Raw genomic sequence first — 24296 nt, forward strand, 5'->3', positions numbered from 1 at the left:
GCACATGAGACGCCAACTGGCCCGGCGCGCACGCCATATCGCGTGCGCCGCCGCCCTGGCCCTCGGCGCCGCCTTCCTGGCGCCCGCCCCGGCGGGAGCCGCCGCGGCGGCTGACCCGTACGAGGTGCTGGTCTTCTCCAAGACCGCCGGATTCCGGCACGACTCCATCCCGGCCGGCATCACCGCGATCCAGGAACTGGGCGCGGCGGACGGCTTCGACGTCACGGCCACCGAGGACGCCGCCGCCTTCACCCCCGCGAACCTCGCGGGGTACGAGGCGGTGGTCTTCCTCAGCACCACCGGTGACGTCCTGAACGACGCGCAGCAGGACGCCCTGTCCGCGTACGTGGACGGCGGCGGCGGATTCGTCGGCGTCCACGCGGCCGCCGACACCGAGTACGACTGGCCGTCCTACGAGCACCTCGTCGGCGCCTGGTTCAAGAGCCACCCGGCGATCCAGGAGGCCAAGGTCGTCACGGAGGACCACGCCCACCCGGCGACCTCGCACCTCGACGACGAGTGGGTCCGGACCGACGAGCTGTACAACTACCGCACCAACCCGCGCCCCGACGTCCACGTCCTCCAGACCCTGGACGAAAGCAGCTACACCGGCGGCGAGATGGGCGACGACCACCCGATCACCTGGTGCCACCCGCAGCAGGAGGGGCGGTCGTTCTACACCGGACTCGGCCACACCATCGAGTCGTACAGCGATCCGGACTTCCGCCAACTGCTGCTCGGCGGCATCCAGTACGCGGCCGGCACGGTCTCCGCCGACTGCGGCTCCGGAACCACAGAGCCCGGTGACGAGTCCGTGGAGGCGGAGTCGTACACCTCCTCCTCCGGGGTGCAGAGCGCCGCGCACACCGGGGCGGGCGGCGGGGCCACGCTCGGCTACATCGACAACGGCGACTGGACGGGGTACGCCTCCGTCGACACCGCCGGGGCCACCTCCTTCACCGCGAAGGTCTCCTCCGCCGGGGCCGGCGGCACCATCGAGGTGCACTCCGGCTCGGCCACCGGTCCGCTGCTCGGCTCCGTGGACGTCGCCCCGACCGGCGGCTGGGAGACCTTCACGGAGGTGACCGGCACCCTGACCGGCGCCGGTTCCGGCCCGCTGTTCCTCCGGTTCACCGGGGGAGCGGGCTCCCTCTTCGACATCGACAGCTTCACCCTGGCCAGGGAGCAGGACACCAAGGCCGCCGGCTCCTCCGACGTGCACCTCTTCTACTACCCCTGGTACGGCACCCCGGAGACCAACGGCAGCTGGCGCCACTGGGAGCAGGGCGGCCACACCCCGCCCGACGACATCGGCGCCGACCTCTACCCGAAGCTCGGCCCGTACGACTCCGGTGACGCCGCCGGGGCCGTCGAGCAGCACATGAAGTGGATCGAGCAGTCGGGCGCCGGAGTCATCGTCTACAGCTGGTGGGGACAGGGCGGCTACGAGGACAAGCTCGCCCCGGCCGTCCTAAACGCCGCCGCCCGGCACGGCATCAAGGTCGCCTGGCACATCGAACCGTACGGCGACCGGACGGCGGCCTCCGTGGTCGACGACATCGCCTATCTGAACGACACGTACGGCGACAGCCCCGCCTACTACCGGGACGCCGAGCACGGCAACCGCCCGGCGTTCTACATCTTCGAGAGCCTGAAGATCCAGGACTGGTCGGCCCTGGACGCGGTGAGCGACAGCGCCATCGTCCTCGCCCAGACCACCGACACCACCAAGGTCGCGCACTTCGGCGGGATCTACACCTACGACGGCATCGCCGGTGCCACCGCCCCCGGCTGGAAGCAGGCGGGGGAGTACGCGAAGGCCAACAACCTGGTCTGGGCGCCCTCGGTGGCCCCCGGCTACATCGACGACCGGGCCGTGCCCGGCAACACCACCCCCACCCTGGGACGCGAGGACGGCGCCTCCTACGACCTGGAGTGGAGCAACGCCCTCGACCCGGCCATCGGCGGATCACCCTCCTGGGTCTCCGTCACCTCCTTCAACGAATGGCACGAGGGCAGCCCGATCGAACCCGCGTCGGGCAACCCGCCCGCCGGACACGGCTACCAGAGTTACGAAGGGGCGTACGGGAAGACCGGGGCCGCCGCGGAGACGGCCTACCTGGACCGGACGGCGTACTGGGCCGACCGGTTCGAGCAGCAGCGTGAAGAGGCCCGGTCCGCGGACTGAGCCGCCCCACGACGAACGGCAGCGTCCCGGCGGGGACACTGCCGTTCTTTTGACGCTGCCGTTCTCTTTCTGTGCGGGCCTTCAGGCTTCGTCCCGCTGGATAATCCGCATCCGCCCGTACGCGTACACACAGCCGGCCAGCGCCAGATCGGACAGCAGCATGAAGCCGATCGAGTAGGAGCCCTTCAAGCTGTAGATCGCGCCCATCACCAGCGGCGGTACGAAGCAGCCGAGCCCGCCCATAGCGCCGACGATCCCGGTCACGCTGCCCACCTTCGTCTGCGGGGTCACCTGCGAGACCAGGGCGAAGACGCTGCCGCTCGCGGTACCGAGACCGGCCGCCATGATCAGCAGCGCGATCGTGCCGCCGGGCATCAGCTTCGGGTCGAAGGCCTGGACGATGGCCATCAGGGCGGCCGTGCCGAGCGCGGCGGAGGAGACCAGCGCCGGGTGCATCCGGTCCGAGAGCCAGCCGCCGATCGGCCGGAAGACCACCGCGACCAGGGCGAACCCGGCCGCCTTCGTGCCTGCGTCGGTCGGCGAGAGGTCGTACCAGGTCTTCAGGTACGTCGGCAGGTAGATGCCGAACGCCACGATGCCGCCGAAGCCGATCGCGTGAAGTACCCGGCCAGCGCCACACCGCCCATGCCCATGCCGAACACACCGAGGGCCAGGCCCCGTTCGGCAGGCGGGAACCACGAGTTGACCAGCGGGATGCCGATCGCGAACGTCGTACCGCCCAGCCCCAGCAGGAAGCCCACGGCCGGCATCGCGCCGTAGGAGTCCTTCGCCGGGATCAGCAGCAGCACCGGCACGATGGTGAGCGCGGAGACCATCGGGAACATCAGCCGCGCACCGAACTTGTCGGTGAGCGCGCCCACCGGAATCCGCCCCAGTGAGCCGACCAGCACCGGCACGGCGACCAGCAGCGACTGCTGGAACGAACTCAGACCGAGCCGCTCCTTGTACGCGTCGGACATGGGCGCGATCAGATTCCAGGCCCAGAAGGTGAGCGCGAAGCCGATCGTCGCCATCACGAGGTTGCGGTAGGCGGCGCCGGAGGCGGCCGGAGCGGGTGACTGCTTGACGGCTGTTTCCACACAGTCAGTCAAGGTCGGGGAGAGCCCCGGGCCCGTAGGCGTGCTCCATCCGGGGCCGGAAAAGGACCGCCCGAAGTCGCAAATGTCCGAAAGCTGGGACAATCGCGGTATGGACCGTCTGGACAGGGAAATCCTCGGCGTACTCCAGGAGGACGCGCGGATCTCGTACCGCGATCTCGGGGAACGGGCCGGGCTCAGCGCCGACGCGGTGGCCGACCGGGTGCGCCGGCTGCGCCGGGACGGGGTCATCCGCGGCTTCACCGTGATCATCGACCCCGCCGCCGACACCCGGACCGGCCTCGTCGTCTTCATCGACGTGACCCTGCGGGTGGACACCACCAACGAGGTCTTCGAGCGGGCCGTGCTGACCCTGCCCGGCATCACCGAGGTGGTGCACGTGACGGGCGGCCACGACTACCTGGTACGCGCCATCGCCGCCGACACCGCGGCGCTCGACGCACTGCTGCGCAGGCTGAGGCGGGAGGCGGGCGTCGCCCACTCCAACACCAGGGTCGCGCTCAGAGGGGCGCCTGCCAGCTGACGGCCGGAGGGCGCGTGCCGTCCTCCTCCCGCCCGTCGTCCCGGACCGTCAGCCGGACGGCGGCCCGACCGTCCGGCAGTACCGCCGTCGCGTCGACCACCACCTCGATCTCCGAGACCCCGGCCCGCCGGTGCGCGGCCGCCAGCGCCCCGCGCAGCGCGGCCAGCAGCTGCCCGGCCGCCGGGTCCCGCACCAGGGCGTCCACCGCCCCGGTGAAGTGCACCGACGGCGGGAAACCGAGCACGGCGGCCGCGCCCCGGGTCTCCCGCAGCACCTGGCCTCGGAAGGTGGTGGGGGCCTGTGCGGGCGGCTGCTGGAGGGCGAAGATGGTCGTCCGGACCTCCTGGATCGTGGAGTCCAGCTCGTCGACGGCCCTGCCGAGCAGCTCGGCGGTCTGCCCGGTGGCGGCCCGGCGGCGGGTCGACTCCAGCATCATCTCGGTGGCGAACAGCCGCTGGACGACGAGGTCGTGCAGATCGCGGGCGATCCGGTCCCGGTCCTCGTACACCGCCAGCTGCTCCCGGTCGTGCTGGGCGTCCGCCAGGACCAGCGCGAGGGCGGCCTGCGAGGCGAACTGCGAGGCCAGCAGCCGGTCCACGGCCGTGTACGGGCGGCCGCCGCGCCGCCGGGGCAGGGCGAGGGTGCCGATGAGCCGGCCGCCGCTCTGCAGCGGCAGCATCATGCTGGGTCCGAACCGGGACCGTACGTGGGTGGTCATCCGGGGATCGGTCGCGGAGTCCTCCAGGAAGACCGGCTCACCGCCCAGCAGCTGCGTCAGGACGGGGGAGCCGGGCTCGATGGCGGTGCCCACCAGTCCGGCCGGGTCGTCGAGCGTGGACGCGACGACAATCTCCATCCCGCCCTCCTCGGTCGGCTGGAGGATCACCCCGGCCGCCGCGTCGCTGAGGATCCTGGCCCGTTCCGCCACGGTCATCAGGGCGTCGGCCGCGTTCTCCCCGGTCAGCAGGGTGGTGGTGACCGCGGCCGCGCCCTCGATCCAGCGTTCGCGCTGGCGGACCGTCTCGTAGAGCCGGGCGTTCCCGATCGCGATCCCGGCCTGCGAGGCGAGGACCCGCAGCAGCGCCGCGTCGGTGTCCGTGAAGTGCGCGGTGCTGTTCTCGGTGAGGTAGATGTTCCCGAAGACCTCGTTGTGGACCAGGATCGGGGCGCCGAGGAACGAGTGCATCGGGGGGTGGCCGGGGGGCATGCCGGTGGAGCGCGGGTCGGCGGTGAGGTCGTCGGAGCGCAGCGGCCGCGACTCCTCGATGAGCGCCCCGAGCATCCCGGTGTGGCCGTCGGGAAGGTCCCCGATGGCCTCCCGTTCCGCGTCGGTCAGTCCGTGGACGAACAGTTCGTGGATGGTGCCGCGCTCGGGGTCCAGCACGCCCAGCGCGCCGTATCGGGCCCCGGTGAGGGCGGTGGCGGTGTCGATGATCTGCTGGAGGGTGGCCCGCAGCCCGAGATCGGTTCCGACGCTCAGCACCGCCTCCAGGAGCATCGGCAGCCGGGGCGCCTGCGGGACTTCACCGCGGGGTGCCCCGTCGCGTGGTTCGTCGGTCATCCGCCGTACGACCCGGGGTGCTCAGCAGGAGAGCGGGTCGAGGACCATCGGGCGGATCTTGCCGTCCAGCATGGCGCCGAGCCCCAGGACCGAGCAGACGTCGGGCCGCTCGGCGATCCGCACCGGCATGCCGGTCGCGTCGCGGAGCATCTGGTCGAGGCCGGGGAGCAGCGCGCTGCCGCCGACCATCATGATCCCTCGGTCCGCGAGGTCGGCCACCAGGTCGGGCGGGCAGTCCCGCAGCACCTTGCCCAGTCCGTCCAGGACCGAGGTCAGCGGGCGGTGGATCGCCTGCCGCACGGCGGCGGTGTCGACCTGGACGGAGCGGGCCAGGCCGGTGGCCACGTCCCGGCCGTGGATCTCGGTCACGGCGGGCCCGTGCGGGGTCAGGCCGTTGCCGCTGAGCGCCAGTTGCAGGGGGCGCACGGACTGGCTCGGCAGCATCAGCTCGTGGTACTGGCGCAGGTGCTGGATGACCGCGTGGTCGATCGCGTCGCCGCCGATCGGGATGCGTACGGCGGTCACGATCGAGCCGAGCGAGAGCACCGCGATCTGGGTGGTCGCGGCCCCGCACACCATGATCATGGTGGCGGTCGGCTGTTCGACCGGCAGCCCGCAGCCCACGGCCGCCGCGATCAGCGTGTCGACCAGCTCCACGCGGCGGGCGCCGAGCCCGACCAGGGTCTCCACGGCGGCCCGCTGGGCGAGCGGATCGCTGTCGTGCGGGGTGCAGGCGGCGGCGCGCAGCCGGGGCTTGCGGCGCAGCTGACGGCGGAGCTTGTCGCCCAGCAGCTGGCGCAGCATGCGCTGGGCCATCTCGATGTCCACGACGGTTCCGCCGGAGACCGGACGGACCACCCGGATGTACTCGGGGGTGCGTCCCGTCATCTGCTCGGCGAGCGCGCCGACGGCGATGAGCGACCCGGTACGGGTGTTCACGGCGGCGGCGCTCGGCTCGTCGACGACGAGACCGAGCCCCTTGACGTACACCCGGGTCCGGGCGGCCCCGAGGTCGACGGCGACATGGCAACGGCGCAACTGATCGAGGCTGACGGTCACGGCGGGTCTCCCGAGAGCGCTGATGGGGGTACCGACGGGCAGTCGGCTGTCCTCGTATCGTGCGCCGCCGGGAGGTGTTGTGCGCGCTGGGATGCGCCGTAGGGGGTACGGAGCTGACGGCTCGTCGGCCGGGGCCCGCCCGTTCCGTCAGCGCGGCAGCAGCCGCTGGAACAGCCCCCAGGTGAACTCCGCGACATACGGTGCGCCGGCGGCCTGAGCGGTCGCCTGACCGGAGTCCTGAGCCGTGGCCGGAGCGGTGATCGCGAGCGCCCAGCGGGTCGGCGCGCTGCCCTCCATCGGGCGGGCCGGTGCGAAGGCCCGCGCCACCTCGTCCACGGTGCACGACCAGGGGCGCACATCCCCGACGGTGCGCAGGGCGGGGGCGGCCGCGCCGGGGGCCCGCACCAGCCACTCGTTCCACACGGTCCCGCCGGGCCCCGCCATCACCTCGAACCGCAGCTCGGGCCAGAGCGGCACCGGCCACAGCAGCGCGTCGCACTCCAGGTCACCGACCGTCCGGCGCAGCGAGGTCTCCGGCTCACCGAGCACGGAACGGTAGCGCCGCAGCGACCCGCGCCCCCGTGGCGCCCGCACCATGGCCTGCCAGCGGCGGTTGGCCTCGCGCATCTCCGCGAGCGTGGCGCTCAGCTCGTGCCGGGCGTCCTCGACCAGGTCCGGCTGGTGGTCGGCCATCCGGCGCAACAGGACGAGCTGGAATTCTCGGGGGCCGAAGGGCGTGGCAGCGGTCATGGGGGCAACGCTTCCACACGGGGTCCCCGGGCAGGGCTCAGGCCGGTGGTTCCATGCCCAGCATCCGGCGCAGCAGGTCCCGCAGCACCGCGCGGTCCGTGTCGGAGAGGCCGGCCAGCGGCTCGCGGGCGAAGTCGAGCGATTCGCGCAGCTGCCGCGCCGTCCGGGTGCCCTTCTCGGTGGGCGCGGCCAGCTTCACCCGCCGGTCGGCCGGATCGGGGCGGCGCTCCACCAGGCCGCGCGCCTCCAGCCGGTCCACAATGCCGGTGACGTTGGACGGCTCGCACTTCAGCTTCTGCGCGATCCTGCGCATCGGCATCGGCTCCAGGGAGAGCAGTCCGAGGACCCGGGCCTGCGCACCGGTGAGGCTGTGTGCGGCCGCGGCCTGCTCGTACTCCTCGTAGTAGCGCGCCACGACGGTGCCGATGAGCTCGACGACTTCGAGGGTCAGTGGGTCTGTACGAGTGGCCATGAGGCTCAGGATAGCCGGTTACTTGACAACATGAAATATCTAGGAGCATGGTGTTTCACATAGTGAAGCTTTCTGACCCCCGAGAAACTGAGGAGACACCGAGCCCATGTCTGCAGCTCTTCCCACGTCCAGCCGTGAGTGGCACCTCGTAGCCCGTCCGCACGGCTGGCCGAAGGCCGAGGATTTCGCGCTGCGTGAGGCACCGGTCACCGCTCCCGCCGAGGGTCGGATCCTCGTACGCAACCTGCACTTCTCGGTCGACCCGTACATGCGCGGCCGGATGAACGACGTGAAGTCCTACACCCCGCCGTTCAAGCTGGACCACCCCATGGACGGCGGCGCGGTCGGCGAGGTCGTCGCGTCCGACGCCGACGGGTTCGCGGTCGGCGACCACGTCCTGCACGGCCTCGGCTGGCGCGAGTACGCCGACGTCCCGGCCAAGCAAGCCGTGAAGGTCGACGCCTCCCTCGCCCCGCTCTCCGCCTACCTCGGCGTGCTCGGCATGACCGGGCTCACCGCCTACGCGGGCCTCTTCGAGGTCGCCTCCTTCAAGGAGGGCGACGCGGTCTTCGTCTCCGGCGCGGCCGGTGCGGTCGGCAGCCAGGTCGGCCAGCTGGCGAAGCTCAAGGGCGCCTCGCGGGTCATCGGCTCCGCCGGCTCCGACGAGAAGGTCAAGCTGCTGGTCGAGGAGTACGGCTTCGACGCCGCGTTCAACTACAAGGACGGGTCCGTCGCGGAGCAGCTGCGCAAGGCCGCCCCCGACGGCATCGACGTCTACTTCGACAACGTCGGCGGCGAGCACCTCGAAGCCGCGATCTCCTCGCTCAACGTGCACGGCCGCGCGACCATCTGCGGCATGATCGCGCAGTACAATGCTACCGAGCCCACCCCGGCCCCGCGCAACCTCGCGCTCGTCATCGGCAAGCGGCTGCGCCTCCAGGGCATGCTCGTCGGCGATCACGCCGGCCTCCAGGGACAGTTCGTCCAGGAGGTGGCCGGCTGGCTGGCCGCGGGCGAGCTGAAGTACCGCGAGACCGTCGTCGAGGGCATCGAGAACGGCTTCGAGGCCTTCCTCGGTCTGCTCCGCGGCGAGAACACCGGAAAGATGATCGTTTCCCTCGGCTGACACCGCCGCAGGGGCACCCGTTAGGCTCATCCCAGGCCGTCGCGATCGTGGGCGCGAGTCGCGGCGCATCAGCAGGAGGATTCACTATGACCATTCAGGACATCGCCGTCGCGTACACCGCCGTCGCCACCGCGGAGAACGGCCGTGACGGCCGGGTCTCCTCGGACGACGGCAAGCTCGACGTGGTCGTCAACCCGCCGAAGCAGATGGGCGGAAGCGGCGCGGGCACCAACCCGGAGCAGCTCTTCGCGGCCGGCTACAGCGCCTGCTTCCAGAGCGCGCTGGGCGTCGTGGCCCGCCAGGAGAAGGCCGACATCTCCGGCTCCACGGTGACCGCCGCGGTCTCCATCGGCAAGACCGAGGCCGGTGGCTTCGGCCTGGAGGTCGCGATCTCCGCGACCATCCCGAACGTCGACACCGCGACCGCGCAGGCGCTCATCGAGAAGGCCCACCAGGTGTGCCCGTACTCGAACGCGACGCGCGGCAACATCAAGGTCGAGCTGGCGGTCGCCTGACCCGGCGGCACCCCCGTACGAGGCCGAGGGCCGCACCCCACCAGGGGCGCGGCCCTCGGCCGTTCGCGCTACGGCTCCCCGCTACGCTGACGCCATGCGTGATCTCGGGGCGGGTTTCGGTTATTTGATCAACGGTCAACGCTGGGTCGTCCGGCACGGCAGGTGGCTCGGCATCGGACTGATCCCCGGTCTCATCACCCTGGTGGTGTACGCGGGCGCGCTCATCGGCCTCGGCTACGGGGCCGACGACCTGGCGGCCTGGGCCACCCCCTTCGCCGACGACTGGTCCGCACCCTGGCTGGGGCTGCTCCGCACCACCCTGACCGTGCTCGTCTTCGCGTTCGGCCTGTTCCTGGCGGTGATCACCTTCACCGCCGTGACGCTGCTGGTCGGGCAGCCCTTCTACGAGGCGCTGTCCGAGGAGGTCGACCGGGCCGAGGGCGGCGAGGCGCCCGAGTCGGGGCTGCCGCTGTGGCGGGAACTGTGGATCTCCGCCCGCGACAGCGTGCGCATCCTGGTGCGGGTCGCGCTGTACGGGGTGCTGCTCTTCGCTTTCGGATTCGTCCCGGTCGCCGGACAGACCGTCGTTCCGCTGATCGGCTTCTGCGTCACCGGCTACTTCCTGGCCGAGGAACTCACCGCCGTCGCGCTCCAGCGGCGCGGCATGGTGCTGAAGGACCGGCTGATCCTGCTGCGCGGCCGCAAGCTGCTGATCCTCGGCTTCGGCGTACCACTGGGCCTCGCCTTCCTGGTCCCGTTCGTCGCCGTCTTCCTGATGCCGGGGGCGGTCGCGGGCGCGACCCTGCTGGCGCGCGAACTGGTCGGGGACAACGCCGGACCGGACGGAGATCCGGGCGACGGAGCGGACGACGGGGCGAGCGCGGGCGGCGGTACACCGGCAGCACTCTCCCCGCCGCGCACCCTCGGGGACTGAGCGTCGGCTCAGCGCACCGAGAAGCCGTACACCGTCCTCGACACGTACTCCTCGCCCGGCCGCAGCACCGTGCTCGGGAACTCCGGCCGGTTCGGGGAGTCGGGGAAGTGCTGGGTCTCCAGCGCGATGCCGGCGCACGGCCCGAACGGCTCCCCGTCGAAATGGTCCGCCGTGTAGAGCTGGAGACCGGGCTCCGTGGTCGCGACGGTCAGCACACGCCCGGACACCTCGTCGTACAGCTCGGCCGCCGGACCCGCCACGCCCTCGTCCAGCACGTAGTTGTGGTCGTACCCCCCGCCCACCGGACGGGGCTCCCGGAAGTCGAACCGGGTCCCCTCCACCGGCCGGAACTCGCCCGTCGGCAGCGACTCCGCGTCCGCCGGAGTGATCCGCCCGGCCGCGATCCGCAGCCGCTGGCCGAGCGCGCTGCCGCTGCCGTCGCCCGCCAGGTTCCAGTACGTGTGATTGGTCAGGTTCAGCACGGTCGGCGCGTCCGTCGTCGCCCGGTACGCGATCCGCAGCGCACCGCCCGCGTCCAGCGTGTACGCCACCGAGAGCTCCAGCCGCCCCGGGAAGCCCTCCTCGCCGTCCGCGGAGACGAGGGACAGCTCCACCCCGTCCGCGGTCTCCCGGGCGTCCCACACGCGCTTGTCGAAGCCGAGGGCCCCGCCGTGCACATGGTTGCGCCCCTCGTTGCGCGTGAGGTGCCGGGTCCGCCCGTCCAGCTCGAAGGCCGCGCCGCCGATCCGGTTCGCGTACCGCCCGACCAGCGCGCCGAAGTAGGGCCCGGTGTACTTCAGGTACGAGGCGAGGTCCGGCAGCCCGAGCGCCACACCGGCCCGTACCCCGTCCCGGTCGGGCACCTCCACCGACTGCACGATGCCGCCGTACGTCAGCACCCGCACCCGCGTGCCGTCCCGCTCCAGCGTCCAGCGGTGCACGGCCGTGCCGTCCCCGAGGGTGCCGAAGTCTTCCGCGCGCGTCAGCGTGTTCGAACCCGTGTCCATGATCACGGACTCTAGACCGGGCCGTCCCTACGCGGGAGGCCGGGCCGCCGTGACATTGCGGTACGCGATCTCCGCCAGCCGGGCCTGCCCGTTGCGCCCCGGGTGGAACCAGTCCCACTGGCTGAGCTGCTTGCCGGTGAACCGGTAGTCGAAGACCGCTCCGCCGTCGTAACGGCAGCGCACATCCTTCGCGCACACCTCGCGCAGCACCCCGTTGTACGCCACCACGCGGTCCTGGACCTCCGAGCGCCGCGTCACCGCGGAGGCGCTCATGTCGTCCGCGTCGGCCAGCATCGACTTGCAGATGCCGAGCTTCCAGATCTGCTTGCCCAGCTGGTTGCCGCGCCCCGTCGACCAGAGCCGCTTCAGGTCCGGCACGCTCGACACGTACACCTGGGCCTTCGGCGCGGTGTCGCGCAGCTGACGCATCGACGCCTCGAACGACCTACGGAAATCAGCCACCGGGGTCATGGCCCGCACCGAGTCCCGGCAGGCGTCGTTGGCGCCGATCATCACCGTCACGAGCGCGGGGTCCTCCTTCGCGGCCAGCGCCATCTGCTCCGGCAGCTGGGCGATCCGGGCCCCCGTCGCCGCGTGGTTCCAGCTGTGGTCCGCCGCGCCGGACGCGCCGAGCAGCCGTACGGCGAGGCTGTTCACCGCGCTGTCCGTGCCGGTGGACCACGAGACCTCGGGGCAGTCCGCCAGCACCGAGCAGGCGTCGAACCCGCGGGTGATGGAGTCCCCGACCGCCGCGACGGATCCCGGGCTGCGGTCCCAGACCGGTGCGGCCGCAGCCGAGGGGTGCCCGGCGGACGCGCCCTTCGTCGTGCTGTCCGAGCCGGAGTCGCAGCCGGCCAGTACCGCCGTGCCGAGACACGACAACGCGGCCAGCGCGGCCAGCGCGCCGCGCGATCGGCGCCGTACGGAGCGATCCGGCATTCCCTGGTCCCCTCCTGTCCATGCCCCCGGCAAACCCTCTTGGCACCGGTCGGCGGGCCCGCGCGCTCCGCCGGGTGAATGCTGAGCGAATCGTGGGCCCAGGACCGACGGTACGTCACACCTCGGACGCCGCCGCACGGTAGCTTTTCCCCGTCGAACCAGTGGTTCCTTCGGCTGTCCGGCTCCACTCGGGTGGCTTCCGAACATCACATCACGTCACATACTGTCCCCTTTCCGGAGATTAACTCCCGATGCTGTTTACTGATGACAACCTCGGGAAGCGGCTGGAAAGATGCGGTACGGGCGCGAGGCCGCTGGGGAAGGCGAACCTCGTCCCACACTGGAGGTCCCGGTGACGACACGTGGAGTCCTGTACGTTCACTCCGCACCGCGCGCGCTCTGCCCACATGTCGAATGGGCGGTGGCGGGTGTCCTTGGTGTGCGGGTCCAGCTCGACTGGATCAGACAGCCGGCCGCGCCCGGCACCTGGCGGTCCGAGTTCTCCTGGCAGGCCCGCCCCGGCACGGCTTCGAAGCTCGCCTCGGCCCTGCGGGGCTGGGACCTGCTGCGCTTCGAGGTGACGGCGGAGCCGTCGCCCACCGCGGAGGGCGAGCGCTACAGCTCCACGCCCGAGCTGGGCATCTTCCACGCGGTCACCGGCATGCACGGCGACATCCTGGTCCCGGAGGACCGGCTGCGGGCCGCGCTGGCGCGGTCCGTCCAGGGGGAGACGGACCTTGAGGCGGAGATCGCCAAGCTCCTCGGCAAGCCGTGGGACGACGAACTGGAGTCCTTCCGCCACGCGGGCGAGGGCGCGCCTGTGCGCTGGCTCCACCAGGTGGTGTGACCGGCGGCCGTTTCAAGCCCCTCCGGCGATTGAGGAGCGGGGGTCCGGGGGCAGCGCCCCCGAACAGGCCCGCGCCAAGCGTGAAGCCCGCCTCCCTTCACCGGGGAAGCGGGCTTCACGCGTACAGGCGGGAAAAGATCACACGCTACGGAACGCCAGCACCACGTTGTGCCCGCCGAACCCGAACGAGTTGTTGATCGCCGCGATCGGCCCCTCCGGCAGCGGCCGGGGCGCGTCCCGCACGATGTCCGCCTCGACCGCGTCGTCGAGGTTCTCGACGTTGATGGTCGGGGGAGCCATCCGGTGGTGCAGCGCCAGAACCGTCGCCACGGTCTCGATGCCGCCCGCGCCGCCGAGCAGGTGACCCGTCATCGACTTCGTCGCGGAGATCGCGACATGGTCCAGGTCGTCGCCCAGGATCTTGCGCAGCGCCTTCAGCTCCGCCACATCGCCCTGCGGCGTGGACGTCGCGTGCGCGTTGAGGTGCACGACCTCGGACGGCTTGAGGTCCGTCTGGTCCAGCAGGTTCTGCATCGCCGCGGCGATACCCCGCCCGGTCGGCTCGGGCTGCGCGATGTGGTGGGCGTCCGCGGACAGCCCCTGGCCCAGCACCTCGGCGTAGACCCGGGCGCCACGCGCGGCGGCGTGCTCCGCGGACTCCAGGACGACGACGCCGGCGCCCTCGCCGAGGACGAAGCCGTCACGGGCCGTGTCGTACGGACGCGAGGCCTTCTCGGGCTCGTCGTTGCTCTTGGACATCGCCATCATGTTGGCGAACGCGGCGATCGGCAGCGGGTGGATGGCCGCCTCCGTGCCACCGGCCAGCACCACATCGGCACGGCCGGTGCGGATCATCTCGACGGCGTACCCGATCGCCTCCGCGCCCGACGCACAGGCGGAGACCGGGGTGTGGACGCCCGCCTGGGCGTTCACCTCGATACCGACGTTGGCGGCCGGACCGTTGGGCATGAGCATGGGAACGGTGTGCGGGGAGACGCGGCGTACGCCCTTCTCCTTCAGCACGTCGTACTGGTCGAGCAGGGTGATCACGCCGCCGATACCGGAGGCGATGACCGAGCCCAGCCGCTCGGGCTGGATCTTGGCGTCCTCACCGGCCTTGCCGGTGAAGCCCGCGTCCGCCCACGCCTCGCGGGCCGCGATCAGCGCGAACTGCGCCGAGCGGTCCAGCTTGCGGGCGAGCGGGCGGGGCAGGACGTCGCCCGGGTCGACGGCCGCGAGAGCCGCGATCCGGACGGGCAGTTCGGCGAAACGTTCGCCCTCAAGAGGCTTGACGCCGGACCGGCCGGCCATCAGACCTTCCCAGGTCGATGCGGAATCGCCACCCAGCGGAGTGGTTGCGCCGATACCGGTGACGACCACGGTGCGATTGGTCGAGTTCACTGGAAAATCTTCTCCACGTGTAGAGGGTCGTGAATCAGCGGCGCCACCGCCGGGTGGCGACACACGAACCGGCTGGATCAGGCCTGGTGCTTGAGGATGTAGTCGGCGGCGTCGCCCACCGTCTTGAGGTTCTTGACGTCCTCGTCGGGGATCTTGACGTCGAAGCGCTCCTCGGCGGCGACGACGACCTCGACCATGGACAGCGAGTCGACGTCCAGGTCGTCGGTGAAGGACTTCTCCAGCTCGACGTCCTCGGCCGGGATACCGGCGATCTCGTTGACGATCTCGGCGAGACCGTCGAGGATCTCCTTCTGCGTGGCGGCCATGTTGGTGCTCCTTCGGTGTATATCTGCTGGGTTCGGGTGTCCGGGCGAAAAGACCCGGTGTGCCTAGGGGAGGGTAACGACCGTCGCGGCGTAGACGAGACCCGCCCCGAAGCCGATGACGAGCGCGGTGTCGCCGCTCTTCGCCTGACCGGTCGCCAGAAGCCGCTCCATAGCGAGCGGAATCGAGGCGGCGGAGGTGTTGCCGGTGGTCTCCACGTCACGGGCGACCGTGACGTGGTCCGGCAGCTTCAGTGTCTTCACCATCGAGTCGATGATCCGCATGTTCGCCTGGTGCGGAATGAAGACGTCCAGGTCTTCCGGAGCGATCCCGGCCGCGTCCAGCGCCTGCTGGGCGACCTTCGCCATCTCGAAGACGGCCCAGCGGAAGACCGCCTGGCCCTCCTGCGTGATGGCCGGGAACTTCTCCGGACGGTCGGCGTGGAAGGTGTCCCACGCCACGGTCTGCTTGATCGTGTCCGACTTGTCGCCCTCGGAGCCCCACACCGTGGGGCCGATCGCGGGCACCTCGGACGGGCCGACGATCACGGCACCGGCGCCGTCACCGAACAGGAACGCCGTCGCGCGGTCGTTCAGGTCGGTGAGGTCGCTCAGCCGCTCCACGCCGATCACGAGCACGTACCGGGCCGAGCCCTCGACGATCATGCCCTTGGCGAGCGTCAGGCCGTAGCCGAAGCCCGCGCAGCCGGCCGAGATGTCAAAGGCGGCGGGCTTGCCCGCGCCGATCTTGTGGGCGATCTCGGTGGCGATGGCCGGGGTCTGCTTGAAGTGCGACACGGTGGAGACGACGACCGCGCCGATCTGCGACGGGTCGATCCCGGCGTCTGCGATGGCCTTGCCGGACGCCTCGACGGACATCGCGGCCACGGTCTCCTCCTCGGAGGCCCAGTGGCGGGTGGCGATGCCGGACCGGGAGCGGATCCACTCGTCGGACGAGTCGATCGTTTCGAGGATCACCTCGTTCGGCACGACACGGGTCGGGCGGTAGCCGCCGACACCCATGATCCGTGCGTACGGGGCGCCCTTGCTGGGCTTGATCTTCGACATGCTCTCGGGCTCCTTAGGCACCCGCGTGCTCAGCGATGAGCGCGCGGGCGGCGTCGAGGTCGTCGGGGGTCTTGAGCGCGAGCGTCTTCACACCTGGCAGCGCGCGCTTGGCGAGACCGGTGAGCGTGCCGCCGGGGCAGGCCTCGATCAGCGCGGTGACGCCCAGTTCCTTGAAGGTCTCCATGCACAGGTCCCAGCGCACCGGGTTGGCGACCTGGCCGACCAGGCGCGAGATGACCTCCGTGCCGGTGGCGACCGCCTTCCCGTCGGCGTTCGAGACATATGTCACGGCCGGGTCGGAGACCTCCAGGGCCCCGGCGGCCTCGCGGAGCCGCTCGACGGCGGGAGCCATGTGGTGCGTGTGGAACGCGCCGGCGACCTTCAGGGGCACCACGCGGCGCACTCCCTCCGGCTTGTCCTCGGTGAGCGCGGCGATCTGCTCCGCGGTGCCGGCGGCGACGATCTGACCGGCCCCGTTGACGTTCGCCGGGGTCAGTCCGAGCTTCTCCAGGTGCGCGATGGTGACCTCGGGATCTCCGCCGAGCAGCGCCGCCATGCCGGTCTCGGTCACCGCGGCGGCCTCGGCCATGCCGAGCCCACGGGTGCGTACGAGACGGAGGGCGGCGTCCTCGCCGATGACTCCGGCGAAGGCGGCTGCGGTGATTTCACCAACGCTGTGCCCTGCGACGACACTCGGTGACGCGTCGAGTGCGGCAGCGGACAGCAGACCGGCGGCGACCAGCAGCGGCTGGGCCACCGCGGTGTCGCGGATCTCCTCCGCGTCAGCCTTGGTGCCGTAGTGGGCAAGGTCGAGCCCGATGGCGTCGGACCAGGCCGCGATGCGGTCGGTGGCACCGGGGAGGTCGAGCCAGGGAGTCAGGAAGCCGGGCGTCTGAGCGCCTTGGCCGGGAGCGACGAGTACGAGCACCCTCACACTCTCTCTTGTGAACGGTCCGGAACACCCGTGGGGACAGGGACGAAGAACCGTATGGGGAATTGTTGATGTCCGACAAAAGTCTAGGACTGGAGATCCCTGTCGGCCAGACGCCCCAGGATGAGGGCGATCCGGAGTGTGAACGCCGAGCGGACATCGGACGGCGACCAGCCGGTGACGTCTGTCACACGTCGCAGCCGGTAGCGCACGGTGTTGGGGTGGACGAAGAGCATCCTGGCGGCCCCTTCGAGACTGCTCGCCTGTTCCAGATACACACTCAGCGTCTCCAGGAGGGCGGAACCCGCTTCTTCGAGCGGTCTGTAGATCTCCTCTACCAACTGGTCCCGCGCGGCCGGGTCCCCCGCCATCGCGCGCTCCGGCAGCAGATCGTCCGCCAGCACCGGCCGGGGGGCGTCCTGCCAGGCGCCGCACGCCTTGAGCCCGGCGGCCGCCGCCTGCGCGGACCGGGTGGCCGCCAGCAGGTCGGGCACCACGGGTCCGGCGACGACGGGGCCCGCCGCGTACGGCCCGATCAGCGCCTTCGCGACCTGGAGCGGATTGTCGCTGCCGCCCGCGATGACCACGAGACGGCTGCCGAGCACCCCGGTCAGCACCTGGAGCTTGGCGTGCCGGGCGGCCCGCCTGATGGCCTCCACGGTCAGCTCGCTGTCGCCGTCGGGCGCCGTTCCGAGCAGTACGCAGACGTGTTCGGGGGAGTTCCAGCCGAGCGCGGCGGCCCGGGAGACGGCGCCCTCGTCGGCCTCCCCGGACAGCACCGCGTTCACCACGAGCGATTCGAGCCGGGCGTCCCAGGCCCCCCGGGCCTCGGCGGCCTGGGCGTACACCTGGGCGGTCGCGAAGGCGATCTCGCGGGCGTAGACGAGCAGTGCCTCACGCAGCACCGACTCGTCGCCGGGCGCGGCGACTTCGTCGATCGCGGCCTCCATGACCTCGATCGTCGTACGCACCATCTCGACGGTCTGGCGCAGCGTGATGGCCCGGGTCAGCTCGCGCGGAGCCGTGCCGAAGACATCGGTGGAGATGGCCTGCGGGGTCTCCGGATGCCGGAACCACTCGGTGAACGCGGCGATTCCGGCCTGGGCGACCAGGCCGATCCAGGACCGGTTCTCCGGTGGCATGGCCCGGTACCAGGGCAGTGACTCGTCCATGCGGGCGATCGCGTTCGCGGCCAGCCGGCCGGAGGACTGCTGCAGACGCTTCAGCGTCGCGGCATGGAGATGGGCGTCGTTCGCAGCGGGCTGCTCAGGATCGGGTCGGGGCACGGACACAAGACTGCCTTATCCGGACAGCTGCCCGGAGGGGCGGGGCCGGTCGGGCAGGATCACGTCACTTTGGGTGAAATCCGTAGGACCGCCCGCCTGCCGCGCGGGCTACCGTGGGGCGGGTGATTTCCGTACGTCGCTCGGGCGACCGCTTCAGGGGCGGGGACGAGGCGGCCGGCATCGAGTCCCGGCACTCCTTCTCCTTCGGCTCCTTCTACGACCCGGACAACCTCCGCTTCGGCCCGGTCCTCGCCTGCAACGAGGAACGCCTCGCCCCCGGCGCGGGCTTCGACGAGCACCCGCACAGCCACACGGAGATCGTGACCTGGGTGGTGGAGGGGGAGCTGACCCACCGCGACTCCGCAGGGCACGCCACGGTCGTACGGGCCGGGGACGTCCAGCACCTCAGCGCGGCGGGCGGGGTCCGGCACGTGGAACGCAACGACGGGGACACCCCGCTGACCTTCCTCCAGATGTGGCTGGCACCGCTGGAGCCGGGCGGTGAGCCCTCCTACACGACCGTCGCCGGCATCGCGGACTCCACCCCGTACGCGCTCCCGGAGGCGGGCGCGATGCTGCATGTCCGGCGGCTGGGGGAGGGCGAGCGCACGGCGCTGCCGGACTCGCCCCGGGTGTACGTGCACGTGGTCGCCGGAGAGGTGCGGATCGGCGACGAGGCGCTGTCGCCGGGCGATTCGGCGCGGATCGCCGGGGAGACGGGGCTCGAACTGGTTGCGGGCGGGCCGGCGGAGGTGCTGGTCTGGGAGCTGCCGGACTGATCCGGGCCCCGGCGGAGCCCCCCCCGTCACGGGCCGGTGCCGGGAGGGGCGCCGGCCCCCGTCCCGGTGGTGTCCCGGCGCCACATCGACCACATCGGCGGCCCGGCCAGGAACGTCATCTCCTCGTGCACGGTGAATCCGTGCCGTTCGTAGAACGTCAGGTTGCGCCGGTTGCTCGACTCCAGGAACACCGGCCGCCCGTCAACGTCCGCCCGTTCCAGCAGCCCGCCCAGCACCCGTGATCCGCGCCCGGTGCCGCGTGCCTCTGCGTGGGTGCCGATGTACTCGACGTACCAGTGCGCGGGCGTCGCCGGATGGCGGTGCTCCAGGGCCAGCAACCGCAGCCCGGTCCTGGGCAGTTGGGCCCGCCCGGCGCGCAGCAGGGTGCCCGCGTTGCGCAGCAGGTAGCTCGCCGGGAGCTTCCACCGGCCGGGCTCCGCCCACACCGCCGCCACCGTGCGGTCCTGGTCGGTCCACACCCGGCCCGCCGGGACCTGCTGGGCCAGGTGCGCGGTGAACAGCAGCCGCAGCCGCCGGTCCCGGTCGTGCGGCATCAGCCAGGACCAGACGGGGTCCTCGGCGTAGGCGCTGGCGAGTACGGCGGCGAGCGCCGGGACGTCGGAGGCGGCGGCCCGCACGATGTCGGTCATGGCGGGGGAGGGTATCGGCCAATCGTCATCTCGTACTACCGGTTGGGCGCGGCCTGTTGGAATCTTGGCCCCGGTAAGTCCCGGCCGGTGGAGTGGCGATAGATCATCTGCCGGTCTCTCAGGAGTGAGAAGTACGGCCTGGGTTCGCCTCTCGTTCGCCCCGGCGGCCTAGATTTCGCAGGCACGCGCCCCCGTCCGCCCCCTGAACCACTCTCCCCCCAGAGGTCCCCCTGATGACTCTCACCACAGAAGACACCGTGAGCCCCGCCCAGGAATCCCGGATCACCCGGCGCCGGATGCTCCAGACGGCCGCCGTCGCCCTCGGTGCGGTGGCCGCCGGTCCGGTCGCGGAAGCGGTCGCCGGGACCACCCAGGCCGGTGCCGCCGAATACCACCTGCCCAAGGGCTTCAACGGCGACATCTCCGACCTGAAGCACGTGGTGATCCTGATGCAGGAGAACCGATCCTTCGACCACTACCTCGGCCAGCTGCCGGGTGTACGCGGACACCACGACAAGCAGGTCCTGAGATTCCAGGACGGCACCGACGTCTTCCAGCAGCGCGACGCGACCGGCACCATCGTGCCGCCCGCCCCGTCGACCGCCACCTGGAGCGACAACCACAACTTCTACGGCGCCAACGAAGGGCGCTGGAACACCTGGGTGAAGGACAAGGGCGACCACTGCATGTGGTACTACACCCCCGACTACATGCCGTGGATGTACTCGCTCGCCTCCCAGTACACCGTCTGCGACATGAACTTCTGCTCGCTGCACGGCCCGACCATCCCGAACCGCTACTACCTGATGACCGGTGCGGCGGGCGGCGAGACCACCAACGCCAGGCAGAACGACTACAGCCGCGCCTGGACCACGGTCCCCGAGCAGCTCCAGCAGGCCGGGATCGACTGGCGGGTCTACTCCGACAACAGCGGCAACGGCGTCACCGGCAGCCTCCAGAGCGGCTTCGTCGGTGAGTACGGCTGCAACGTCACCAACAGTTTCAAGTCCTTCGACCCCCGCACGGCGCAGCCGGCCGACCTCGAACCGGGCACCGGCAGGATCTGGAAGGCCAACTCCTTCGTCTACGAGGGCGCCACCACGCCCAACGACGACTCGGAGGCCAACCTCGACGCGGTGCTCCGCGATCTGATCGCCGCCTGCGAGCCGGGCGCGGAGCACCCGCTTCCCGAGGTCTCCTGGGTGGTGATGCCCGCCGCGTGGAGCGAGCACCCGGGCTTCGACACCGTGCACGGCGAGCGCTACATGAACAAGGTCCTCAAGACGCTCCAGAGCAACGAGGACATCTGGAACCACACCCTGGTGATCATCACCTACGACGAGAACGACGGGAAGTTCGACCACGTGCTGCCCCCGCGCCCGGAGCCGGGCACGGAAGGCGAGTTCTCCGGCACCACTCCGTACGGGTTCGGACCCCGGGTGCCGATGGTGCTGGTCTCGCCGTGGACGCGGGGCGGCTACGTCGCCTCCGAGGTGTTCGACCACACCTCGACCGTGAAGTTCCTGGAGACCTGGGCCGCCGCCCTGGGCAAGCCGTTCACCTGCCCGAACATCACCGAATGGCGGCGCTCCGTCGCGGGCGACCTCACCAGCGCGATCGACTTCGCGCACCCGCGCCCCGGGCCGGTCGTCATCGCGGACCCGGTCGCCGGAACCCCTCCGAAGCCGTCGCGGAACAGGATGAAGCCGAGGGCCCTCTCCTTCCACCCGCACACCACGCTCACCGAGGACCGCTCGGCGGGCAAGGTGACCGCGTCCATGACGCTGGCGGGGGGCCCGGCGGGCAAGGCGGTGAGCCTCCAGGTCTTCCCCGACCGCTACCTCGCCTTCGACAACACGCCGTACACGGTGACCGGGGCGGCCCCCCGTTCGTACACCTGGGACGCGACGAAGACCGACGGCAAGTACGCCTTCTCCGTCTACGGACCCGACGGCTTCCTGCGCTCCTTCGCCGGGCAACTGACCCCTGCGGGCCAGAAGAACACCGGCATTCCGCGCGTCGAGGCGGAGTTGGACGGAGGCAGGCACGCCGTCGTCAGACTGAAGCTGCGCAACGACGGCAGACATCCCGTCCGTTACACCCTCAAGGCCAACGACTACGTCGGCGGCACCCGGAAGTACACCGTCCCCGGCGGCCACTCAACGGTCGTCCACTGGCCCACCGAGGACGGCTACTACGACGTGGTGCTCACCGCCGACACCGGGACCGGCTGGACACAGCGGTACGCCGGGCGCGTGTCGACGGTCTGAGCAGCCGGAAGGGGCCCGGGACGGCGTCCCGGGCCCCTTCGTCGTACGAGCCTCAGAGTCCGGCGACGAAGCCGCGCCAGGCGTCGGCCGCGACGACGATGACGGGCCCGTCCTGGACCTTGCTGTCGCGGACCGGGACGGAGGCGGCGCAGCCGGTCGCCACCTCGACGCACTCGCCGCCATTGGTCCCGCTGTATGACGACGTCCGCCAGACTGCGCCGCCGGTCACGGTGCACTCGACGCACTCGCCGCCGGTGTTGCCGCTGTACGACGACTTTCGCCAGTGCGCTCCTACCGGCTCATGACTGGTCCCCATAGCGTTCCTCCATCACATGAGCGATCAGCGTCGCCGAGTCCTCTGGGGAGAGGGCTGTGGCTTGCAGTCGAGCGTAGCCGACCGAACGCTCTTTGATCACTGACGGGTTGGCAGTCATGTGGCCCTGGTCGTAGCTCTCCACATAGAACAAATCCGGGTCGTCGTCGAACCGCAACAGAGTGAACGACCCCATCATTCCCGTGTGCTGGCCGGCATTGAACGGCAGTACCTGGATCTGCACCCAGGGGTCGTTCCGAAAGTCCAACAGACGTCCAAGTTGCTCGCGCATGACGTCCCGCCCACCGACTTCCTGGAGCAACGCGGCCTCACTCAGGACGATCCACAGCGCGGGCGGATTCTCTCGTCCCAGGACTCGCTGCCGGTCCAGCCTGGCCGCCGTCATCTCGTCGATCTTGTTCGGGTGGTCGACGCCGACGAGTGCCCGCGCGTAGCTCTCCGTCTGCAACAGCCCGTACACCAACTGCGTCTGATACGTGGAGATGTACTCGGCGCGGGCCTCCATCTCCGCGTACGCCTGGAACCACGTCGGCAGCTGGCTGCGCAGGACCAGGCCCACCAGGCGGGAGAACACGCCGTCCGTGCCGAGGGCGGCGTCCACCCGCTCGGAGAAGTCGCGGGTGGGGATCTTCTTCGTCGTCTCGACCTGGCCGATCAGCGAGCCCGTGCAGAAGATGATGTCGCCCAACTGCTGCTGCCTGAGGCCGGCGGCCTCGCGCTGGCGGCGTAATTCCCAGCCGTAGTAGTCGAGGGGGGACGCGCAGGGGTCGAGTGACTGGATGTTGGCCACAGCGGGGGACCTCCGGTGTGCAGGCGCGATGCGCAACGCCTCGCGGCGTTCGGTTCCTTTGGTAGCCGAGCGTAGTCACTTGCTCGCACGATGGTGACATGAATCACGTGATTACCCCCTGGACCGAGGCCGAAGAGCCGGTCTACCGATCCGACTTCGCCATGGGTGAGCACTCGGCCCGGCATCTGCGGCGCATCCTGCGGCTCTACCTCAAGGGGTGGGGGCTGATGGCCGTGGCCGACGCGGCGGAGCTCGCGTTCACCGAGCTCATCGCCAATGTGGTCCGGCACGTGCCGGGCCGCCGCTGCCAGACGTTCATCTTCCGGCTCCCGGGCGGCGTCGGTGTCCGCGTCGAGGTGGCGGACGGCTGCCCGGAGGTGCCGCGCGCGGTCGAGGGCGGGGTGCTCGACGAGGGCGGGCGGGGGCTGGTCCTGGTGGATGCCGTCACGGACAAGTGGGGCGTGGAGGTGCGGCGGGACGGCGGCGGCAAGACGGTGTGGTTCGAGTGCCGGGCCGCCGCGTCCGGTGTCGGTTCGGCTACGCCGACAGTTCGGCCAGCACCGCGTCCGTGAACGGCGTCCACACCTCGGCCGCCCACGGGCCGAAGGGCCGGTCGGTGAGCGCCACGCAGGCCGCCCCCGCGACCGGGTCGATCCACAGGAACGTGCCGGACTGGCCGAAGTGCCCGAAGGTCGCGGGGGAGGAGTGCGCGCCGGTCCAGTGCGGGGACTTGGAGTCCCGGATCTCGAAGCCGAGGCCCCAGTCGTTGGGGTTCTGGTGGCCGTAGCCGGGCAGGACGCCCTTGAGCCCGGGGTGCACGACGCTCTGCGCCTCCAGGACCGTGCGCGGGTCGAGGAGGCGGGGGGCCTGTACCTCGGCCGCGAACCTGACCAGGTCCTCGACGGTGGAGACGCCGTCGCGGGCGGGGGAGCCGTCCAGGGTGGTCGCGGTCATGTGCAGGGGTTCCAGGACCGCCTGGCGGGCGTATTCCGGGAACGGGATGCCGGTGGCCTTGGCGATATGGTCACCGAGCACCTCGAAGCCCGCGTTGGAGTACAGCCGCCGGGTGCCGGGCGGGGCCGTCACCCGGTGCTCGTCGAAGGCGAGGCCGCTGGTGTGGGCGAGCAGGTGGCGGACCGTGGAGCCCTCGGGGCCCGCAGGCTCGTCGAGCTCGACCGCGCCCTCCTCGTACGCCACCAGCGCCGCGTAGGCGGCGAGCGGCTTGGTGACGGAGGCGAGCGGGAAGCGGTGGCCGCCCGGACCGTGCCGGCCGAGGACGGTGCCGTCCGCTCGTACGACGGCCGCCGCCGCGGTGGGCACGGGCCAGTTCTCGATCATCGCCAGGCTCTGCATGCGTACGAGACTAATGCCGGCTTCGGCCGAAACCCGGCTCGGGTTGCGCTTGCTTCGAGTGCACTCCAAGGT

General features: G+C 71.0%; 24 protein-coding genes and 1 pseudogene. 9 read left to right on the forward strand and 16 right to left on the reverse strand.

Annotated features, from left to right (window positions below):
- Positions 1-4 precede the first annotated feature (4 nt).
- Positions 5-2188: a glycoside hydrolase family 99 protein gene (locus RLT59_RS27310; protein ID WP_311305829.1), complete on the forward strand. Its 2184-nt coding sequence runs from the start codon at positions 5-7 to the stop codon at positions 2186-2188.
- A gap of 81 nt (positions 2189-2269) precedes the next feature.
- On the opposite strand, the pseudogene RLT59_RS27315 reads toward RLT59_RS27310, so the two are convergent.
- Positions 2270-3288, reverse strand: a pseudogene (locus RLT59_RS27315) (MFS transporter).
- A 109-nt stretch (positions 3289-3397) separates the two neighbouring features.
- Here RLT59_RS27315 and RLT59_RS27320 point away from each other — a divergent pair.
- A complete protein-coding gene (locus RLT59_RS27320; RefSeq protein ID WP_311305830.1) occupies positions 3398-3829 on the forward strand; it encodes an Lrp/AsnC family transcriptional regulator in 432 nt (143 codons plus the stop codon).
- On the opposite strand, the gene RLT59_RS27325 is transcribed toward RLT59_RS27320, so the two are convergent.
- The 4 genes from RLT59_RS27325 to RLT59_RS27340 form a co-directional block, all read right to left on the reverse strand.
- Complete coding sequence (locus RLT59_RS27325; protein ID WP_311305831.1) at positions 3807-5390, reverse strand: sensor histidine kinase; 1584 nt, start codon at positions 5388-5390, stop codon at positions 3807-3809. The genes RLT59_RS27320 and RLT59_RS27325 overlap by 23 nt on opposite strands.
- Positions 5391-5411: 21 nt before the next feature.
- Positions 5412-6449 carry a rod shape-determining protein gene (locus RLT59_RS27330; protein ID WP_311305832.1) on the reverse strand — a complete coding sequence of 346 codons (1038 nt, stop codon included), beginning with the start codon at positions 6447-6449 and terminating at the stop codon, positions 5412-5414.
- Between the two features lie 147 nt (positions 6450-6596).
- Positions 6597-7199, reverse strand: coding sequence for a hypothetical protein (locus RLT59_RS27335; protein WP_311305833.1), 603 nt, complete (start codon positions 7197-7199; stop codon positions 6597-6599).
- Positions 7200-7236: 37 nt separating this feature from the next.
- Entirely contained in the window at positions 7237-7671 is a 435-nt protein-coding gene (locus tag RLT59_RS27340) for a MarR family winged helix-turn-helix transcriptional regulator (RefSeq protein WP_311305834.1), read from the reverse strand.
- 106 nt (positions 7672-7777) lie between these two features.
- On the opposite strand from RLT59_RS27340, the gene RLT59_RS27345 reads away from it, so the two are divergent.
- From RLT59_RS27345 to RLT59_RS27355, 3 genes are all read left to right on the forward strand, one after another.
- On the forward strand, positions 7778-8797 hold the full coding sequence (locus RLT59_RS27345) for an NADP-dependent oxidoreductase (protein ID WP_311305835.1): 1020 nt from the start codon (positions 7778-7780) through the stop codon (positions 8795-8797).
- A gap of 86 nt (positions 8798-8883) precedes the next feature.
- Positions 8884-9312, forward strand: coding sequence for an organic hydroperoxide resistance protein (locus RLT59_RS27350; protein ID WP_311305836.1), 429 nt, complete (start codon positions 8884-8886; stop codon positions 9310-9312).
- A gap of 94 nt (positions 9313-9406) precedes the next feature.
- The gene (locus RLT59_RS27355) at positions 9407-10246 is read left to right on the forward strand and encodes an EI24 domain-containing protein (protein ID WP_311305837.1); all 840 of its coding nucleotides are present in this window, start codon (positions 9407-9409) and stop codon (positions 10244-10246) included.
- Positions 10247-10254: 8 nt separating this feature from the next.
- Here RLT59_RS27355 and RLT59_RS27360 read toward each other — a convergent pair whose 3' ends face one another.
- Positions 10255-11253 (reverse strand): aldose epimerase family protein, encoded by a 999-nt coding sequence (locus tag RLT59_RS27360; RefSeq protein WP_311305838.1) that lies wholly within the window; start codon positions 11251-11253, stop codon positions 10255-10257.
- Positions 11254-11280: 27 nt separating this feature from the next.
- Positions 11281-12192: an SGNH/GDSL hydrolase family protein gene (locus tag RLT59_RS27365; RefSeq protein WP_311305839.1), complete on the reverse strand. Its 912-nt coding sequence runs from the start codon at positions 12190-12192 to the stop codon at positions 11281-11283.
- 352 nt (positions 12193-12544) lie between these two features.
- Between RLT59_RS27365 and RLT59_RS27370 the strand changes: the two genes are divergently transcribed.
- On the forward strand, positions 12545-13039 hold the full coding sequence (locus RLT59_RS27370) for a DUF3145 domain-containing protein (protein WP_311305840.1): 495 nt from the start codon (positions 12545-12547) through the stop codon (positions 13037-13039).
- Positions 13040-13177: 138 nt separating this feature from the next.
- On the opposite strand, the gene fabF is transcribed toward RLT59_RS27370, so the two are convergent.
- The 5 genes from fabF to RLT59_RS27395 form a co-directional block, all read right to left on the reverse strand.
- The gene (gene fabF, locus RLT59_RS27375) at positions 13178-14440 is read right to left on the reverse strand and encodes a beta-ketoacyl-ACP synthase II (RefSeq protein ID WP_311305841.1); all 1263 of its coding nucleotides are present in this window, start codon (positions 14438-14440) and stop codon (positions 13178-13180) included.
- A gap of 77 nt (positions 14441-14517) precedes the next feature.
- The gene (locus RLT59_RS27380; RefSeq protein ID WP_311305842.1) at positions 14518-14766 is read right to left on the reverse strand and encodes an acyl carrier protein; all 249 of its coding nucleotides are present in this window, start codon (positions 14764-14766) and stop codon (positions 14518-14520) included.
- A 63-nt stretch (positions 14767-14829) separates the two neighbouring features.
- A complete protein-coding gene (locus RLT59_RS27385; RefSeq protein ID WP_311305843.1) occupies positions 14830-15831 on the reverse strand; it encodes a ketoacyl-ACP synthase III in 1002 nt (333 codons plus the stop codon).
- Positions 15832-15844: 13 nt separating this feature from the next.
- Positions 15845-16759, reverse strand: a complete 915-nt coding sequence (locus RLT59_RS27390) for an ACP S-malonyltransferase (protein WP_311305844.1) — start codon at positions 16757-16759, stop codon at positions 15845-15847.
- Positions 16760-16848: 89 nt separating this feature from the next.
- On the reverse strand, positions 16849-18048 hold the full coding sequence (locus RLT59_RS27395) for a PucR family transcriptional regulator (RefSeq protein WP_311305845.1): 1200 nt from the start codon (positions 18046-18048) through the stop codon (positions 16849-16851).
- 122 nt (positions 18049-18170) lie between these two features.
- Here RLT59_RS27395 and RLT59_RS27400 point away from each other — a divergent pair, with 122 nt between their 5' ends.
- Positions 18171-18827, forward strand: a complete 657-nt coding sequence (locus tag RLT59_RS27400) for a pirin family protein (RefSeq protein WP_311305846.1) — start codon at positions 18171-18173, stop codon at positions 18825-18827.
- Between the two features lie 26 nt (positions 18828-18853).
- Here the strand turns inward: RLT59_RS27400 and RLT59_RS27405 are convergent, their stop codons facing one another.
- On the reverse strand, positions 18854-19477 hold the full coding sequence (locus tag RLT59_RS27405) for a GNAT family N-acetyltransferase (protein WP_311305847.1): 624 nt from the start codon (positions 19475-19477) through the stop codon (positions 18854-18856).
- A gap of 233 nt (positions 19478-19710) precedes the next feature.
- Between RLT59_RS27405 and RLT59_RS27410 the strand changes: the two genes are divergently transcribed.
- On the forward strand, positions 19711-21747 hold the full coding sequence (locus RLT59_RS27410; RefSeq protein WP_311305848.1) for an alkaline phosphatase family protein: 2037 nt from the start codon (positions 19711-19713) through the stop codon (positions 21745-21747).
- 52 nt (positions 21748-21799) lie between these two features.
- On the opposite strand, the gene RLT59_RS27415 is transcribed toward RLT59_RS27410, so the two are convergent.
- Together RLT59_RS27415 and RLT59_RS27420 are read right to left on the reverse strand one after the other, a co-directional pair.
- Positions 21800-22063, reverse strand: a complete 264-nt coding sequence (locus tag RLT59_RS27415; protein WP_311305849.1) for a DUF397 domain-containing protein — start codon at positions 22061-22063, stop codon at positions 21800-21802.
- Complete coding sequence (locus tag RLT59_RS27420) at positions 22047-22871, reverse strand: helix-turn-helix domain-containing protein (RefSeq protein WP_311305850.1); 825 nt, start codon at positions 22869-22871, stop codon at positions 22047-22049. Before RLT59_RS27420 ends, RLT59_RS27415 begins: the two co-directional genes overlap by 17 nt.
- A gap of 98 nt (positions 22872-22969) precedes the next feature.
- Between RLT59_RS27420 and RLT59_RS27425 the strand changes: the two genes are divergently transcribed.
- On the forward strand, positions 22970-23443 hold the full coding sequence (locus tag RLT59_RS27425) for an ATP-binding protein (protein ID WP_311305851.1): 474 nt from the start codon (positions 22970-22972) through the stop codon (positions 23441-23443).
- Here RLT59_RS27425 and RLT59_RS27430 read toward each other — a convergent pair.
- Entirely contained in the window at positions 23409-24224 is an 816-nt protein-coding gene (locus tag RLT59_RS27430) for a serine hydrolase domain-containing protein (protein ID WP_311305852.1), read from the reverse strand. The two genes, RLT59_RS27425 and RLT59_RS27430, sit on opposite strands and share 35 nt — an antisense overlap.
- Between the last annotated feature and the right edge of the window lie 72 nt (positions 24225-24296).

Source organism: Streptomyces sp. ITFR-6 (assembly GCF_031844725.1).
Taxonomy (GTDB): Bacteria; Actinomycetota; Actinomycetes; order Streptomycetales; family Streptomycetaceae; genus Streptomyces.